Here is a 17,432-nt window from a genome sequence, read left to right as displayed (position 1 = left end):
TTTAATCGATACATTTAATTAATACGAATAAGTTATAGAGCTAAAAATAACGAATTATGATAAACGGCTTCGAAAATCTGCATAACCAAATGTTTTAATAACTTTTAAACTATCCGTTTCTGAATTCCAGACTGCCAACGCTGGTAGTTTAGTCCCATTAAAGGTGGAGGTTTTGACCATAGTATAATGTGCCATATCACTGAACATTAATCGTTGTCCAATAGCTAAAGGTTTTTGAAAACTATAATCATTAATCACGTCACCAGCTAAACAAGTTAAACCACCTAAACGATAGGTATGTACAAACTCTTGAGGTTGAGCTGCGCCAATAATATCTGGGCGATATGGCATTTCTAACGTATCAGGCATATGACAAGTCGCTGAGGTATCTAAAATAGCTTGGTTTAACTGATTAAACGTTAAATCAAGTACCTCGCAAACCAATACCCCGCTACCAATGGCGATAGCTTCACCTGGTTCTAAATAAACCTGTACTTGATACTTTTCACTGAATTCACGAATACGTTTGATCAGTCCGTCAATATTATAACCTGGCGCGGTAATATGATGCCCGCCCCCAAAGTTAATCCATTGCATGCGCTCGAGTAAATGACCAAACTTTGATTCAACAGCATCGAGTGTGCGAGATAAAGGCTCGAAGGCTTGTTCACATAAGGTATGAAAATGTAAACCACTAATGCCTTCAAGCATAGTTTCATCTAACTGATCTAAAGTAATTCCTAATCGAGAGCCGGGTGCACAAGGATCATAAATCGCCACAGTTCCTTCAGAATGTTCAGGGTTAATACGCAAGCCGAACTGCATTTCGGGTCTTAACTTTTTTGCCTTTAGGATCTGCGGTTGAAAGCGCTGCCACTGACTACAACTATTAAAGACAATATGATCAGCAAAAGTTAAAAGCTCTTCTAGATCATTTTGACTATAAGCAGCTGAAAACACGTGTACTTCACCAGGATAAAACTCTTGCCCTAAACGTGCTTCATGCAAACCACTCGCACAAGTTCCATTTAAGTACTGCGACGTTTTTTCGCCTAAATGCCACATTGAAAATGCTTTAAGTGCCGCTAATATCTTAGCGCCACTTATATTTGCAACCTGATGTAAAATGGCTAAGTTACGCTCAATAGCTACTTCGTCCACCACAAAACATGGCGATGGAACTCGTGACAAGTCTAACTTAGTAAAGTCAGTAAACTGCATCTTGATTAACTCGGTTATAGGTTAACTTATTGATCTAAATTAAAATCAGTTAATTCAACGACTTTCCATGGTAGACCATATTTATTCATGGCCTCCATGAACGGATCAGGATCGAATTGCTCAATATTCCAAACACCTGGCTTAACCCAGTCACCCTTTAAAATATTCATCGCCCCTATCATTGCGGGAACGCCTGTCGTATATGAAATAGCTTGCGACTGTACTTCTTCATAACAGGCTTGATGATCACAAATATTATAAATATAAACAATGCGCTCTTTACCGTCTTTTAATCCACGTACCACACATCCAATACAGGTTCTGCCTTTCGTGCGAGGCCCTAAACTTGAAGGATCTGGCAACAGTTTAGCTAAAAATTGGATAGGTACAATTTTTTGGCCTTGATATTCGACTTCTTCAATACCTGTCATACCGACATTACCTAACACTTCAAGGTGATTAAGGTAATTGTCTGAAAAACTCATCCAAAATTGAGCACGCTTTAACGTAGGGTAGTGTTTAGATAACGATTCTAACTCTTCGTGGTACATACGATAAATATTGAAAGTACCCACTTCTTCAGGACAAGTAAATTGAGCTTTTTTCGACATTGCAGGAGTCGTGACAAACTCTCCATTTTCCCAATGGCGACATTCAGCAGTAACTTCACGAATATTAATTTCAGGGTTAAAGTTAGTGGCAAATGGGTAACCATGATCTCCACCATTAACATCAATAATGTCTAATTCATGAATTTCATCAAAATAATGCTTAGCCAGATAAGCGGTGAAAACATTCGTTGCACCAGGATCAAAACCGCTTCCTAGTAATGCTGTTAAACCTGCTTTTTCAAACTTATCGTGATATGCCCATTGCCATTTGTATTCAAATTTAGCCGTATCTAATGGCTCATAGTTTGCGGTATCCATATAATGAACACCTGCTGCTAAACACGCATCCATAATGGTTAAGTCTTGATAAGGTAGCGCAACATTTATCACTAATGAAGGTTTTTCATCATTAATTAGTGCCACTAACTCAGGTACATTATCCGCATCAATTTGTGCCGTTTTAATTGTGCGGTTAAGTTGTGCTGCAATCGCCTTACATTTAGATTCTGTACGGCTAGCAAGCACAATTTCCGAGAATATTTCGGGTAACTGCGCACATTTATGCGTTACCACGCCTCCGACGCCACCAGCGCCAATAATTAATACCTTTGACATTGCCTATCTCCTGCCAAGTTGAGTTACTATGACAATTAAAAATAAGTTAAACACTGCACCTAATTAACGCTTTTAGCGTAATAACCTCAGTGCAAATTTTTTGGAGCGCGATAATATACAAGAATTTAACTTTTAGGAAGAAAGATTTTCAATTTTTGCACAAATAATCATCACAGCATAAAAATCCATTCTATAACTATTATCAATAAGAGTTAACTCATCGCACCTTAATCAAACTAGAAAACAGATAAATTGGGCAACAACTCAAATTAGTTTATTAATTATTCAGATTGGATACGTTTCAAACGTTAAAAGAGTTGGTATTAGCAAAAAGTCTTATTGTGATGGCTAAAATCTTTTGATAGTGTTCGTCGATTATTTTCACTCAGAAAATACACTATAATAAATACACCGCTGACGCATATTTCACCTCTACAAAGACGACAAGAGAAACCAACGTTATGATCATCTTTTTTATCTGCCTTACTATTTTAATAGTAGGTTACAAGTTTTATAGCCCGTTTGTTGAAAAACAAGCCGGTATAGACTCTAGCATTGCAACACCTCAAAAACGCTTTAATGAAGGGGTTGATTATGTTGCTATTCACCCCGTCAGAGCCTTTTTAATTCAATTTTTAAATATAGCAGGTGTAGGCCCTATTTTTGGTCCAATTTTAGGCGCCTTATATGGACCAGTTGCACTCGTTTGGATTGTATTAGGAAATGTTTTAGGCGGTGCGGTACATGACTTTTTCTCCGGTGTCATGAGTATAAAAGAAGACGGTAAAAGCTTACCTGAAATTGCAGGGCATTATTACAACATTGTATTTAAAGGTTTTATGTTGATTTTCACCGCCATGCTACTCTTTTTTGTTGGTGTTGTATTTATAATGAGTCCTGCAGGCTTGTTAAGCCACTTAGATGTGTTCGAAGGAACTTTCTTTGCTAATAATACATTTTGGGTACTTGCTATTTTAGCTTATTATTTCTTAGCCACCTTATTACCTATTGATAAAATTATTACTAAATTTTATCCAATATTTGGCTTGTTAATGATAGTAATGACGGTGTCTATTGCTATTTCATTGTTATTAAATGCGCCTCACTTACCTATCACAAGTGATTTTTTTTCTTATTTTGAAGCAGATCATGCGCACGACTTTCTAGCACCAAATCCTGATGGGTTAACGACATGGCCACTATTATTTATCACAATTACCTGTGGCGCTATTAGCGGCTTTCATTCCACTCAAGCACCAATTATCGCTCGTTGTTTAACTAATGAAAAGTATGTACGCCCGGTATATTACGGAGCAATGGCTTGCGAGGGAGTTGTTGGTTGTGTTTGGGCATTAGCCGGGATAGCAGCCTTTCCTGAAGGTTATGCACAGTTAAAAGCATTGCTCGACCAAGGTGGTCCTGGGTTAGTTGTTAACCATGTCGCTAATAGTTATTTAGGTGTTTTCGGTGGCATTATGGCGATTGTTGCCGTTGCTGTTTTCCCTATTACTTCGGGTGATACTGCGTTTCGCTCACTCCGGTTAACGGTTGTAGATGCGTTTAATATACCGCAAAGTTTACGTAATCGATTACTACTAGCCTTGCCCATATTAACCATTGCCTACTTTATGACAAAGTTAGATTTTTCTATCATTTGGCGCTATTTTGCATTCTCAAATATGCTGTTATCTACTAGTGTTCTATGGCTAGCCACTAAATATTTATTTAACCTTGGTACATTTCATTGGGTTGTTAGTATTCCTGCAGTAATCGCAACCTCGGTAACCTTGTCATATATTATGACAGCAGGAATAGGCTTTAATTTATCCAGTGATTTGGGGCAACCCATTGGAGCAGCAACCGCTGTAATTGGATTGTTTATCTTAGTTGCTTTCCATATAAGACATAGAAAACTTGCACTATGATATGCACGTCATCTGATACTTAGCATGAGCATGCTCAAAGAGTGTCAAGCATTTCGCTTATGTGGCACTCTTTGTATTCCTCTTGCGTAGACTTTAAGCGGTAATTTATCACCAGAAAAGTATTATTTCTAATTCGGTTTTAAACTACTTATTTGATGATAATGTACAGAAATACTAAGAGTTAAGTTCTGAAAATATAGTATGAGCAAATTTTCTGACTAGAATGACTCTCTATTGATGAGTTCACAGTTAACCTAAAATGTTAAAGTTAACGTTTATTAAATCGTTATAATGATCGTAGTCGGTTAATCCTCCTTGAAAAACCTAAATGTAGAATGACTAATTTTTAGTTTTTGGCAGAGTAACGGCGAATACTAAGTAATGCCAAGCCTAAAGCAAAAATAAATAAGGTTGATGGACCAGGGACAGTAGTTGGTATAGATATTCCACCTAATCTAGCTTCAAAAGTACCAAAAATATCAGCATCTTTAAATTCTAGAATACCCCCACTAGTCTCAACAGGAGATCGACTCCATTGCTTTAACTCTGCAGTTGTTGTAATAGGAGCAAGTGAACTAGCAAGGTCAAAATTAAAAGCAGAGCTTTTTAAATTAAATAAATCTAACCCCCCATTAAGTACACGAGAGAAACCAATAATTCCATTTACCGAAAAAGTTCTAGTTTCTGTAATAAAATCAAAAAAACCAACACCTTCAATAGAGATAGTTGTAGTAAGAGCCTTTAAGGTTTTACATGTTGAACTACAAGCTGTTATATCATCAGTATTTGAATGTTCAGTAATTACAAAGGTTGCATTATCAAAATCTACACCATCAATACTACCTGAGCCAGAGCCGGTATAAATAAAATTAATTAAAGTCGCATTGCTTGGTGCTGAAGTCATTAACAATGCAAAAGATAAGAAAAAAGCCGTTATTTTCATTACGTTTCCTAACAAGAGAGGGGGGTTAATAAGAATATAAAATAGTTATATTTGTGTTAATTTTTTGATAATAGTTCAAAAAAACTGATTGTACCAGATGAGAAAATTTATACAAATCAATATAGTATAAATTTTAAGCGCTTTGTAAAAAAGGTGAAACACGCATAATAAATAATTGAATAGGTAGTGAATTAACCACGCATACCGTTCGAATGTAAATAACTTTCAATTAGTTTTAAAGCTGCTTGATTTTTATTCAACCACTAATTTGCTCTTTTAATCATATCAGCCGCTTTTTCTGCGATCATTATTGTCGGTGCATTGGTGTTACCACTAACAATTTTAGGCATAATAGAGGCATCAACAACTCTTAAACCGTTAACGCCGTAAACTTTCAATTGATGATCAACGACCGCAAACGGATCATCTTCAACTCCCATTTTACAAGTACCTACTGGATGATATTGCGTATCAGCATGTTGACGAATCATCTGCTCTAATTGCTGAACATTACCATTTTCAACTGGATATAACATTTTTTGGTTAATATCAGATAATGGTGGGCACTCTAAAATATTTTGCATTATTTTTGCGCCTTTAATTAACACCTTCATATCGTTTGGATGATTGAAAAAATTAGGATCTATGGCTAAAGGAACGCTTGGATCTTTACTTACTAATTTTACTTCCCCTACAGACTGAGGCCTTAACAACGTAAGATGGCAGCTATAGCCATGGCCTAAATTAATAGTTCGCGCATGATTATCAACAATACCAGGAACAAAGATTAACTGTAAATCTGGAGCGGGGAGCCCTGTATCCGAATATAGGAAAGCACCTGATTCGGCGGCTGAACTGGTCATTTTTCCTGTACGCTTTCTTTTCCACTCAAATATCGACTTTACAATGGTACAGGCTCCAGAGAAAGAGATTCCAAACGTATCATGCTGACTTGATACTTTGTAAGTTTGAATATAATCAATATGATCTTGTAAGTTTTGACCAACGCCAGCGAGATCCTTCTCTACATCAATACCCATTTCTGTTAAATGCTCGGCAGGACCAATACCAGAAAGCATTAATAATTGGGGAGATCCAAAAGCACCGCTACTCACTATAACTTCTCGGGTACACTTTACTTCAAGTGTTTGTTTATTCTTACTGTAGCGAATGCCAACCGCTTTTTTGCCTTGTTCAGTTTCTTCAAATAAGATCTTCTCACTATGTGCATGAGTAATAACAGTAAGATTTTTACGTGATAAATTAGGAGTTAAGAATGCTTTAGCGGCACTACAACGTTCACCATTTTTAATAGTGCGTTGATACATAAAACATCCTGCTTGTTCAGCGCCATTATAATCATCATTACGCTTTATAGCTTGCTGTTGGCAAGACGCCAAAAACAAGTCATTTACCGCACTAGAATCCGTCGGATTCGAAACACCAAGAGGACCATCTGTGCCATGATATTCATCATTAAAAAACTCATTACCTTCGGACTTAATAAAATAAGGTAAAACCTCGTAATAGCTCCACCCTGTATTACCTAGTTCAGCCCAATGATCATAATCCCATGGATTACAGCGTACATATAACATTGCATTAGTAGAAGAGCTTCCACCGAGAGTTTTTCCTCTGGGTTGATAACCTTTGCGGCCATTTAAGCCTACTTGAGGAATAGTTTCAAAAGCCCAGTTGTTAATTTTTGTTGGCATCATGGCAGCAACTCCCATAGGAGCTTGCACCAGAACACTAGCATCTGAACCGCCAGCCTCTAATAAACAAACGGAAACCGTTGGATCTTCACTTAAGCGTGCAGCTAGTACACAACCTGCAGAGCCTGCGCCCACAACAATGTAGTCAAACATTTATTTTTCAACTTATCCATTATCACACTAGTATATGTGTAACAAATAAACGCTTTAAGACCAACTAAAATACAACGTTATTGATTTTTTAAATTTTGAGCAATAGAGCGACATAATGTTAAAGTGACATACTCTTCAAATTCATCTGCAGGTTCAAACTCCCCTTCATGAGAAATACAAATAGACTCTAGCTGCGAAATTAAAGACTGAATATTGTCTGCTTTAGCGTTAGTCGATGCTTTTAAATTGTCTGATAATGACAATAGTTGGTTCCAAAAAATATTATTCATTTATATGCTACGAAACAGTAAGAAAAGGGAGGTACATAACGTATTTTATTAAAATTTTAAACTTACACAAGCTAAACAGGTTATTTAGTTCTCAGTTCTTTTTATCCAGCTCCCTTGTACATATTCAACTTCAAACTTTGCCCATTGACGAAAAGCTCGTTGACCACATTCTTCAATTAAACCGTTATTATTACCAAGCATAACTTTATAAGTTATTTTTGAGTTTTCTATATTTGTAATTTGTTTAATATTCCAACCTTCACCTAACGAACCATTACTGTAGAAACTTCCTGTTTTTAACAGTAGTTTTCTTTGTGGTTTATTAGAATCTGCATGCGCCATCGCCCGGTCAAAAATAACCGCTAACTCCTCGGTACTTACATCAACAAATGAATCTAATTGCAATAACGCAGCACTAAAATCTTCATGGCTCAAATAACTTAATGATTGGTTTTTAATATGCCGAAAATTTAAATGAGCAGGATAACGACGCCAAGAAAATAGGCCATTAAATAAAATAGCAACACCAATCAATATAACAACATTTTGTAACAGCGGTTCGATTAGAAAGTTAAAACCTAATTCATGTACTGTTTCACCACCTTGAGTACAAAATAATGCAGTTGCACCACCTGGAGGATGTAAACACCTTAAAAAATACATGACAAGCACAGCCCCACCAACAGCCACTGAACTCGCCAACAGAGTTTCTGAAATATATTGGTAACTTAAAATACCGATAATAGCCGAGACAAAATGCCCGCCCAAAACACTCCAGGGTTGTGACAATGCGCCATGAGGTAACGCATAAATAAGGGTGGCAGTAGCTCCCATAGAAGCAATAAGTAGCAAGGATTCGCCTGTATTAAAATATTGTAGTGTCACAATTTGACAGAGTAATATACCGATCAAAGCGCCGATGCCAGAAATTATTTTCTCTGTTTTAGAGGTACTATTCGCTTCAATCCCTAAATACTTTTTACATTCAGACAAAAAATAGAGTACTTGGGGCTTATCGAATAGTTTCATATTTATTTATACTTTCAACGGCTAGTATTGAGTTAATACTATTGCTAACTATCTCTATTTTTCTTCTTTAGATTTAGAAACCAAAATCATGACATACGACAACTTAAAGGTTAGTCCTGTAAGTAAAATGGTAAAATGCCAAAACATGGTCCAAGGAAAAGACATCATAATATCTGAAATAAATAATAAATATACGGCGGTAATCACTAACAAAAATGAAGTGATCATAGCGCACAATCCGACTCGATATAAATTCAAAAGTCGCCCCCTAGTGATTAATATCGAGCACAGAGTAATGATATTTTAAATTAGTGTATAATGAATATAAACAATATTTAAATGCAATATTTTTGAACTCATTAGATATTAATAGGTAATTAACATGGACATAGAACTCGCTAAAACATTTCTTTCGATTATGAGCTCTGGTACTTTTATCGAGGCGGCTAAGCGACTTAACGTAACACAAACCACGATTACTGCGCGTATAAAAACACTCGAGAGCCATTTAAATTGTCAATTATTTATTAGAAATAGATCGGGGGCAAAACTCACTAGGGAAGGCGAAGTATTCGTAAATCATGCACTAAAGCTGGTACAAACATGGGAGCAGGCGAAATCTCATTTAAACTTACCCAAAGGAAAAATAGATACGATATCTATTGGAGCAGATATTAGTTTATGGAATCCATTAATGGTTGATTGGATGAGCGCTTTTACATTAAACGCCCCTGAACTACATATAAATAATGAAGTAACAGACACAGAAAAGCTAGTTTCTTTGCTTGAGAAGGACATACTAGACATAATATTAATTCATACTCCGTGCTATTTTTCTGGCTTTACTGTTGAACAAGTTGTCGAAGAAAAGCTTATTCATGTCTGTGTTCCAAATAATTCATCACCAGATTTATTCATTGATTGGGGCTCGGAATTTAAACGAAACTTTGACGCAACCTTGCCACAAAAAAGGCAAGCGGCATTAACGTTTAATCTTGGACCTTTAGCACTTAAATTCATGTTAAAAAATGGAGGCAACGGTTATTTTAGAACACGCGTTGTGGCTGATTATTTAGCAAATGGAGCATTAGAACAAGTCAAAGAGTCTCCAGAATTTTCTTACCCTATTTATATTTCTTATCGCGCTAGTAAACACTCTACCTCGTTAAACAAAGCGATCATTTCATTAAAAAATAGCTTAACGCATAATAACAAATGGCAAGTTTAGATAAATGTTAACAACATTAATTACCAATATATCGTTGACGTTTTTTTTCTTTGATCATAGTGACATCTGTCATCACTAAACCGTCTATACAATCATTAAAATCGGGATCGATATTAAAACTTAAAAACTTAACCCCGCCTGGCTCGCATAATTCTGAATATTGTTTATATAAAGTGGGAACAGTTACACCTATATTCGCTAACAGATGTTTTAATAACGTAAACTCTTCTTTGTAATTTGTTCCAGGAAATAAATCTTGTAGCTCTGGTAATAATGTACAGGGGTACTTAGCGTTTGCCAGTTGCTCTTTTTGACCAAAATGAGAATGATAAAACTGCACCATCAAGTCTTTAGCCGTCTGAGGGTAACTATTACTTAAACTAACAGGACCAAATAAGTATTTATATTGAGGATTTTGCTTCAAAAAAGCCCCAATGCCATACCATAAATAATCTAAACTACGTTTCCCCCAATATTGAGGCTGAACAAAGCTTCTTCCTAATTCTAAGCCTTGTTCGAGATAAGGCTGCATAGACTCATTAAAGTCAAATAATGTCGCAGTATATAAACCTGAGTTTGTCCCTGTACTATCATTACTTTGCATAAGTTTTTTAGCATCACCCAATCGATAGGCACCGATAATCTCTAAATCATCTTTATCCCAAAGAATAATATGAAAATAATGGCTATCGAATTGGTCAATATCGCGTCTTTTGTTACTTCCTTCGCCAACAGCTCTAAAGGCAATTTCTCTCAGTCGCCCTATCTCACGCATTATTGTAGAACTGCCCTCGTGAGTGTATAAGTAAATAAGCTTACCATCAGAAGTTTCACCCAGCATGGAACACTTGCTTTTTATCGCTTTACTTAAAGACTTACGTTCTTCAGGTAAAGCTATCGCCTTTTGCGTCTCAAAAATTAACTTTTTGTTAGTACCAATACGATATAAATGCTTTCTAAATAATTTAACTTGCTGCTGAGTGGCAATTTTACCGGCACTATACGATTCATAAGGGATCATCTCACCTATTCGCATAGGCAGATGTTTAAGCCGTTGTTTGAACATTTCTTTAACAAGCAACATGGTTGATAACGGCTTGTATATCATTGACACACCATAAAATAATGGTGAATTTTTCGCGTCAATAAAAATAGGCAATACAGGGGCTTTAGCTTTTTTAGCTATGCGCAAAAAGCCACTTCGCCAGCTAATGTCTCGTACCCCTTCAATACGTAAGCGAGAAACCTCTCCCGCAGGAAAAATAAGTAACACACCTTCGTGCTGTAAATGCGCATTAATTGCACTTAAACATTCTTTAGCTGTGCCGCCTTGCATATTATTTACAGGTAATAAAATATCGTGTAACGGCTTAATTGCCATTAACATTTCATTAGCAACAACTTTAATATCTGAGCGCACTTCGCTGATTAACTTTATTAACGCTAAGCCGTCAATTGAACCAATCGGATGATTAGCAATTATAACCACTCGTCCTTGGCTGGGAATACGCTCTTTTTCGTTATCTCGAATAGAATAGCTAACATTGAAATACTCAAGAACCTGCTCAACAAAGTCGACACCTAATAAATGTGGATAGTCAGCACCAAACTCTGATATTTCTTTTTCATGCAATAAATGTCGTAAGAAAAAAATAAGCGATTTAGACAGCCAAGGTTTATCTGCAACATTTGGATAATGCTTATTTACAACATCATTTACACTAAACATATTTTCTCAACTTTATGTATTTTATACGTCTATGCGACTTTTTGCTCTTTAGACTTTTTGCTACGTATATCAACAAGATTATTGGATTGACTGATTTCAGCCCAATAAACAAGTGATAATTCACCTGAAGATGACTCAACTAATGCTGAACAGTTTTCAATCCAATCGCCATCGTTGAGGTATAATACGCCCTCTTGTTCTACTATTTCGGGGTGATGAATATGACCACAAACCACACCATCAAAGCCTTGACTTTTAGCACTTTCACAACACGCATTTCGGTAACGACTAATAGCTTGATTAGCGCCTTTAATTTTACTTTTGATATGACTGGCTAATGACCAGTAAGGTCGACCTGTTTTAATTCGACACCAGTTGTACCAACGATTAAGAAATAATAGAAAATCGTAAAGTACATCTCCCATCCATGAATGCAACGCACCAAAACACACTTGCTGATCGAATTGGTCGCCGTGTAATACCAATAATTTTTTACCTTGTGCTGTTGTGTGAGTATAAGTGCGGTATATCTCAATATCGCCAAAATTCATGCCATCATATTTTTGTATTGGTGCGTCATGATTACCCGGTAAATAAATCACCTTGGTACCTTGGTTTGGCAAAGACAATAATGTATGAAATAAATCATTATGCGCTTTCGGCCAATGAAAGCGTTTACTCATTGACCACATATCGACAATGTCACCGACTAAATACAATACATCAATTTTGTTATGCTTTAGAAAGTCAAGAAGGTACTCTGCTTTACAGTCTTTATAACCTAAGTGAATGTCAGACAACCATACGGTTTTATGATGTATTTTCGACATAACTCGCCCTTGTAGGAATGGGTTACTTGATAATATTTATAAGTTAAATTAGTGCGTTATTCTTACAATTAAGTGACAGTTTTTTGAACTTGATATGACATGGAATTACGATTTTAAGTATATTATTGCTTTGTACAACTGAGTGCTCTTGCTTATAGTAAAACAATCCAAGAATTAATTATGCAGTTATACATCAGTAGAACATTCCTCTTCTTTGACTATTTATTAATAACCTTCCACTTAAAGAGCTAGAGGTCGGTAACAATCATGAAAAAATATACACGAGCAACAGAAAATTGTGCTTCTAAGTTAGATATAGTTGAAAATTCAAACAAGGGTACTAAATAATTATGCGTAAAATAATACTGTTAGCATTAATTTCAACTAAAGCTTTAGCAGGAGAAATTTTTGACACATTCCCTTTGACAGTTAAAGCAAACGAGAAATATGTTTTTTATTCTCATGGATATATAGTTGAAGGCACCAACCCTCGACCGGTTAACCCCCGTTGGGGAACATATGAATTTCCAATGATAAAACAAGCGCTTTCAGATAAAAATTACAATTTAATTGCCTATCATCGAGCTAAAAACACTAACCCAAATGAATTTGCAAAAAGGTTAGCTGATGATGTTAGATTACTAATTAAAAAAGGCGTACCTGCAAATAATATTTCACTCGTTGGATTCTCTCGTGGTGGCACTATTACCATTATGACATCTAACTTATTAGCTAATAATCAACTTAATTTCATTATTTTAGCTGGATGCAGTAGTTATATTAAGGAAAGCATTAAGATAGTTGTACATGGTAAGATATATTCAATACTTGAGACTTCTGATGACTTAGTTGGTTCATGTCAGTTCTTAATAGATCGAAGTAAAAATGTAACTCGTTTTACTGAACAATCGATCAGCACAGGTAAAGAGCATGGTGCTTTTTACACACCACGACCTGAATGGGTTACACCAGTAAAAAAATGGCTAAAAACGAATAATGAAAATAACTAACTTTTCTTAAGTTATTACCGTTCGCGCTTTGTTACAAATTATTAAAACAAAACCTACAGACCAAAAAACCAAAATTTGTCATACCAGAAAACAATAAAATACATACTTAGTATGATAGAAAGAGTTTACTATCATCTTTTATCTAAACAAAAAGCAATCATCTTACCAATAAAACAAAACAAACTTACCAATAGATACATTCTTGAGTCTACTTTCATAAAATAGTAAACCATTCGTAATAAATATTCTTTATATAGCTTTTCCTTTTATTATAAGCCAGAAAGGTATAATCAATAAAATATAAACCATTAAAAATAAACAACAAAAAATTAAAGCAAAAACTCTAATACCTTACCAAAATGTCATACCGAAAATTTTAATTGGTAATAATATCTTGTAATAACAAAAGAAGTGATTTATAAATATCTCAGACATGATTAAAGTCTATACAATGATATTAGAAAAACTAAACAAATAAAATTGGTTAACCAATTATTAATATAAAAATATCGAGGGGAGAAACTATGAAGCTGAACAAAATAAGTTCTGTATTTAATACGACTAATAAAAACCACACTAATCTAGCTATTTTTGGTGCGGCATTAACAGCAATGTTCGCTATGCCAAGCTATGCCGCTGAAAACGAAACACCTGCTCCAAAAGATGACATCGAAGTTATTGAAGTAACAGGCATGCTAGGAAGTATGAAAGCTGCTGCGCTGCTTAAACGCACTGACGGACGTATAGTAGATGCGATTGTTGCTGAAGATATTGGTAAGTTACCTGACAACAACATCGCTGAAGCGCTTCAACGTGTAACGGGTGTTTCTATTAATAGTGATTTCGGTGTTGGTGATAGTGTTTCAATTCGTGGTTTACCTCAAAACCGTGTGGAATTAAATGGTCGTTCTACCATTGGTGATTCGCGTAATGGTATTAGTCTTCAAGATTTTCCATCAAGCTTCTTAAAGGCCGTTGAAGTAGTTAAATCTCCTACAGCAGACATGATTGAAGGTGCTTTAGGCGGAACCGTCAGCTTAAAAACGGTACGCCCATTAGATTTAGATAAGTTAACAGGCGCATTTTCATTAGATGCTGAGTATGCAGATAAAACTGAGAATATTGCTCCTATTTTTACCGGTTCTATCGGTAATAACTGGGATTTAGGTGATGCAGGTTATTTCGGCGCAATGGCAATGCTCTCTTATCAAGACCGTGAAATTCGTCAAGATCAGTTTTCAAGTAAAGCCCGACCTGTAGATACAGATATTAATGGTGCTGAAGGTAATACACCTAGCGGCAATATTATTTTAAGAGATGAGCACAGTGTTGAGCAATACTTAGAAAGCCGTGAGCGCACAGCATTAAACTTATCGCTTCAATGGGCTCCTCAATCTAATGATGGCATGTTTTATCTTGATTTAAATGTCACAGAGCGCCAAGGTTCACAAGAAGGTAGCTCAATTTTGGGTGTAGTTGGTGCATTAGAAACTAACTCTGGAACAACTCAAGATGCTAACGGTGTAAATAACTATACGCTTGTTAATGAATTTGGTATTCCTAAAACTTATAGTGATTTCCGCCAAACAGACTCTTATTCACATGCCTTTGGTGGTGAATGGAATATTGCTGAAAATGTAATGATCTCAGGTGAAGTTGCTGTAGCATCTTCAGAAAGTGTTAGACCTGACGCTGAATTTACATTACGCCCTGTTCAAAAATCAGTTTTTGAAGCAACAGGCGATTTAGTAAATTATGTGTATGATGGGGTATTTTCTCAAAACGGTAATCAATTACCAAGCATCATTCACTCGCAATCAGACGCATTCACAAGCGAACAAAACTTAGCGCTACGTACGTTTAAAGTTGAAGATAGAAGAACCTATAACGATGAAACCGCAGCACGTTTCGATATTGAAATTAGCGAACCATTAGGCTTAGAGTGGGTATCAACATTAAAAGCGGGTGTTCGAGTAACTGAGCGTGATTATGAATACGAGCAATACAAAGAAGAATTAAATGATATCTATAGGAAAGCATTTAATAACAGTGACGGTTCATTAGCAACTGTTTGGGTTGATGACTACAATGGCGCATTTCCTGGTAGCTTTAGCACTATTAGTTACGATAACTCTTTTGATCAAATAGGGCATACAGGTCAAAACGATCTATTAACTTATTTAATTTATAATAACTTATCTGACCTTGAAGGGACTTATAGTCAACTACAAAAATTACTCGCAGGTACTAACTATGCAACAACCGGTAGCTTAGCAGACAATCAAGAGTTCCAAGAAAGTGCTTATCAAAATGTGGCTGAAGATACTACTGCAGCTTATGTATCAGCCCATTTAAACTTTGACAATATTACCGCTATTGTTGGTGGTCGTTATATTAAGACAGATTTGGAATCAACGGTTTACCTTGATGGCGCAAAAGTTACTGGGGAAAACAACTATAGTGATTTTTTACCTAGCTTAAACGTAACTTATAACTATTCAGACGAAACACTTTTCCGCTTTGCTGCAGCTAAAGTAATGCGTCGTGCAAACTTCAGTGAGTTAAGCCCAGCATTTGTAATTAATAATGACAGAACAGCTGCTACCCAAGGTGCTATTGGTTTAGACCCTTACCGTGCAACTCAATTTGATTTATCTGTAGAGCACTACTTTGACGAAGGTAACATGTTATCTTTTGCTGTATTTTACAAAGATGTTGAATCGTTCTTAAGTAACGAAGTAAGTTGTGTTGCTGACCCAATTACCACTACAGGTCAAAACGTAACCCAATGGAACAACGTTTGTCAGCTTAATACCGCAGGTGTAAGCCAAGATGAAATGGTATTTTCTGATAGCACGCAATTTGGTGATGCTGAAGGTATGGCGCATGTTGCTGCATTACGTGATGCTGGACGAACAGGTATTGCAACCACGCAAGACAAAAATGGTGAAAATGGTAAAGTTCAAGGTTTTGAAGTTGGTTATCAACAATTCTTTACTTTCTTACCGGGTGCATTTTCTGGTTTAGGTGTTAGTGCAAACTATACTTATGCTGATAGTGAGCAACCAAATGGTAGCCCATTATTACAAATTTCTAAAAACACATATAACCTACAAGCGTTCTGGGAATATGAAGACTTAGCGGCACGTTTAGCATATAACTATCGTGACAGTTTCTTAGATACTGAAAACGAAAAACGTGTAGAAAATATTAACTATCTTGGTACGATTAAAACTGATGACGGTACGGTTTACGGTAACAACTACCGTGAAGATAGAGGCCAGTTAGACTTTTCAGCAAGTTGGAATATTAACGAGCACTTCACTGTCGTAGCTAACGCGAGTAACTTAACAGGTGAACCTTCAATTTATTTATCTGAACTTGGTGGTGCTTGGAAGTATACTGAAGCAGATCGTCGTTATTCAGTAGGTATTCGTGGTAAGTTTTAATTAAATTTATCAAACCAAATAAGTAAACCTAAAAAGCCTATTTCTTAATAGGCTTTTTTATTTTCCAATACATCCGTCTAATTATTCTCTCTATTACCAAATCAACAATTCATTAACATTTTGCATTTCATTTATTCATCGAGTAATCTTATATTAGAAATAAATAAAGTAATGTCACTTTAAAAGTGTGACGTTTATCTTTCTAACTCACTATTCCAACAAAATATGCAAAGGATATGCAGTTTATGAATCACACAAAAATTAACTTCCAAGTAGTAATAACTGTCGTAGCAACGCTTTACTTTGCCCTATTTGCCTGCGGGGCTTTTCTAATAATTCAACAGTTTGAAAGTATATTTGTTTCATTTAATGCAGAATTACCTCGCCAAACATCACTACTAATTGGCACTTACCGTTACTGGGGAGTATTAGGGGTAATTTCTACAATAATTTTATGTAGAGTCAGTAAAAGCTCTAGCAGTAAGTCAATGAAATTACTACTTTACCTATTTTTATTGTCATTAATATTAGTGTTATTTGCTGTTTGGGGTATTTACAGTCCAACGTTAGAAGGCACTGTTTAATTGACCGTTGTCGTGTCATATAAAATTAAGTGAACGCTGGCAGATACCACTAGAACTTAAGCTACAATGGCTTTCTTCATTAACCTTAAGGCCCTCTTTT

14 protein-coding genes are annotated in these 17,432 nt (G+C 35.9%); 5 read left to right on the top strand and 9 right to left on the bottom strand.

The annotated features are described in order from the left end of the window. Window positions 1–54: 54 nt before the first annotated feature. Window positions 55–1,221: a carboxynorspermidine decarboxylase gene (gene nspC, locus IE155_RS10910; RefSeq protein WP_189378294.1), complete on the bottom strand. Its 1,167-nt coding sequence runs from the start codon at window positions 1,219–1,221 to the stop codon at window positions 55–57. Window positions 1,222–1,247: 26 nt separating this feature from the next. Continuing rightward, window positions 1,248–2,447, bottom strand: coding sequence for a saccharopine dehydrogenase family protein (locus IE155_RS10905; protein WP_189378293.1), 1,200 nt, complete (start codon window positions 2,445–2,447; stop codon window positions 1,248–1,250). 461 nt (window positions 2,448–2,908) lie between these two features. Here IE155_RS10905 and IE155_RS10900 point away from each other — a divergent pair, with 461 nt between their 5' ends. Then, window positions 2,909–4,372: a carbon starvation CstA family protein gene (locus tag IE155_RS10900; RefSeq protein ID WP_189378292.1), complete on the top strand. Its 1,464-nt coding sequence runs from the start codon at window positions 2,909–2,911 to the stop codon at window positions 4,370–4,372. Between the two features lie 346 nt (window positions 4,373–4,718). Here IE155_RS10900 and IE155_RS10895 read toward each other — a convergent pair whose 3' ends face one another. The 5 genes from IE155_RS10895 to IE155_RS10875 form a co-directional block, all read right to left on the bottom strand. After that, window positions 4,719–5,315: a PEP-CTERM sorting domain-containing protein gene (locus IE155_RS10895; RefSeq protein WP_189378291.1), complete on the bottom strand. Its 597-nt coding sequence runs from the start codon at window positions 5,313–5,315 to the stop codon at window positions 4,719–4,721. A 263-nt stretch (window positions 5,316–5,578) separates the two neighbouring features. Next, window positions 5,579–7,183 (bottom strand): GMC family oxidoreductase, encoded by a 1,605-nt coding sequence (locus tag IE155_RS10890; RefSeq protein ID WP_189378290.1) that lies wholly within the window; start codon window positions 7,181–7,183, stop codon window positions 5,579–5,581. Window positions 7,184–7,260: 77 nt separating this feature from the next. Next, entirely contained in the window at window positions 7,261–7,473 is a 213-nt protein-coding gene (locus tag IE155_RS10885) for a hypothetical protein (protein WP_189378289.1), read from the bottom strand. 84 nt (window positions 7,474–7,557) lie between these two features. Next, window positions 7,558–8,502, bottom strand: coding sequence for an HPP family protein (locus IE155_RS10880; RefSeq protein WP_189378288.1), 945 nt, complete (start codon window positions 8,500–8,502; stop codon window positions 7,558–7,560). Window positions 8,503–8,556: 54 nt separating this feature from the next. After that, window positions 8,557–8,760, bottom strand: a complete 204-nt coding sequence (locus IE155_RS10875) for a hypothetical protein (protein WP_229817229.1) — start codon at window positions 8,758–8,760, stop codon at window positions 8,557–8,559. 124 nt (window positions 8,761–8,884) lie between these two features. Here IE155_RS10875 and IE155_RS10870 point away from each other — a divergent pair, with 124 nt between their 5' ends. After that, window positions 8,885–9,730 carry a LysR family transcriptional regulator gene (locus IE155_RS10870; RefSeq protein WP_189378286.1) on the top strand — a complete coding sequence of 282 codons (846 nt, stop codon included), beginning with the start codon at window positions 8,885–8,887 and terminating at the stop codon, window positions 9,728–9,730. A gap of 16 nt (window positions 9,731–9,746) precedes the next feature. Here IE155_RS10870 and olsF read toward each other — a convergent pair whose 3' ends face one another. Both olsF and IE155_RS10860 read right to left on the bottom strand, forming a co-directional pair. Further along, window positions 9,747–11,459 (bottom strand): bifunctional ornithine lipid synthase OlsF, encoded by a 1,713-nt coding sequence (gene olsF, locus IE155_RS10865; protein WP_189378285.1) that lies wholly within the window; start codon window positions 11,457–11,459, stop codon window positions 9,747–9,749. A 29-nt stretch (window positions 11,460–11,488) separates the two neighbouring features. Then, window positions 11,489–12,289, bottom strand: a complete 801-nt coding sequence (locus IE155_RS10860; protein ID WP_189378284.1) for a UDP-2,3-diacylglucosamine diphosphatase — start codon at window positions 12,287–12,289, stop codon at window positions 11,489–11,491. A 350-nt stretch (window positions 12,290–12,639) separates the two neighbouring features. Here IE155_RS10860 and IE155_RS10855 point away from each other — a divergent pair, with 350 nt between their 5' ends. From IE155_RS10855 to IE155_RS10845, 3 genes are all read left to right on the top strand, one after another. Next, window positions 12,640–13,299, top strand: a complete 660-nt coding sequence (locus tag IE155_RS10855) for an alpha/beta hydrolase family protein (RefSeq protein WP_189378283.1) — start codon at window positions 12,640–12,642, stop codon at window positions 13,297–13,299. 611 nt (window positions 13,300–13,910) lie between these two features. Then, window positions 13,911–16,748 (top strand): TonB-dependent receptor, encoded by a 2,838-nt coding sequence (locus IE155_RS10850; RefSeq protein WP_373295367.1) that lies wholly within the window; start codon window positions 13,911–13,913, stop codon window positions 16,746–16,748. A gap of 245 nt (window positions 16,749–16,993) precedes the next feature. After that, the gene (locus IE155_RS10845) at window positions 16,994–17,332 is read left to right on the top strand and encodes a hypothetical protein (protein ID WP_189378281.1); all 339 of its coding nucleotides are present in this window, start codon (window positions 16,994–16,996) and stop codon (window positions 17,330–17,332) included. Window positions 17,333–17,432 lie beyond the last annotated feature (100 nt).

Source organism: Thalassotalea profundi, from assembly GCF_014653195.1.
GTDB classification, from domain to species: Bacteria; Pseudomonadota; Gammaproteobacteria; order Enterobacterales; family Alteromonadaceae; genus Thalassotalea_B; species Thalassotalea_B profundi.
Note: the sequence above shows the minus strand (reverse complement) of the source record. Positions and strands in the feature narration are given on the sequence as shown.

Bases quoted from the DNA above. Each gene is read 5' to 3' on its own strand.
- nspC (WP_189378294.1), bottom strand. From the start codon at position 1,221: ATGCAGTTTACTGACTTTACTAAGTTAGACTTGTCACGAGTTCCATCG.
- IE155_RS10905 (WP_189378293.1), bottom strand. From the start codon at position 2,447: ATGTCAAAGGTATTAATTATTGGCGCTGGTGGCGTCGGAGGCGTGGTA.
- IE155_RS10900 (WP_189378292.1), top strand. From the start codon at position 2,909: ATGATCATCTTTTTTATCTGCCTTACTATTTTAATAGTAGGTTACAAG.
- IE155_RS10895 (WP_189378291.1), bottom strand. From the start codon at position 5,315: ATGAAAATAACGGCTTTTTTCTTATCTTTTGCATTGTTAATGACTTCA.
- IE155_RS10890 (WP_189378290.1), bottom strand. From the start codon at position 7,183: ATGTTTGACTACATTGTTGTGGGCGCAGGCTCTGCAGGTTGTGTACTA.
- IE155_RS10885 (WP_189378289.1), bottom strand. From the start codon at position 7,473: ATGAATAATATTTTTTGGAACCAACTATTGTCATTATCAGACAATTTA.
- IE155_RS10880 (WP_189378288.1), bottom strand. From the start codon at position 8,502: ATGAAACTATTCGATAAGCCCCAAGTACTCTATTTTTTGTCTGAATGT.
- IE155_RS10870 (WP_189378286.1), top strand. From the start codon at position 8,885: ATGGACATAGAACTCGCTAAAACATTTCTTTCGATTATGAGCTCTGGT.
- olsF (WP_189378285.1), bottom strand. From the start codon at position 11,459: ATGTTTAGTGTAAATGATGTTGTAAATAAGCATTATCCAAATGTTGCA.
- IE155_RS10860 (WP_189378284.1), bottom strand. From the start codon at position 12,289: ATGTCGAAAATACATCATAAAACCGTATGGTTGTCTGACATTCACTTA.
- IE155_RS10855 (WP_189378283.1), top strand. From the start codon at position 12,640: ATGCGTAAAATAATACTGTTAGCATTAATTTCAACTAAAGCTTTAGCA.
- IE155_RS10850 (WP_373295367.1), top strand. From the start codon at position 13,911: ATGTTCGCTATGCCAAGCTATGCCGCTGAAAACGAAACACCTGCTCCA.
- IE155_RS10845 (WP_189378281.1), top strand. From the start codon at position 16,994: ATGAATCACACAAAAATTAACTTCCAAGTAGTAATAACTGTCGTAGCA.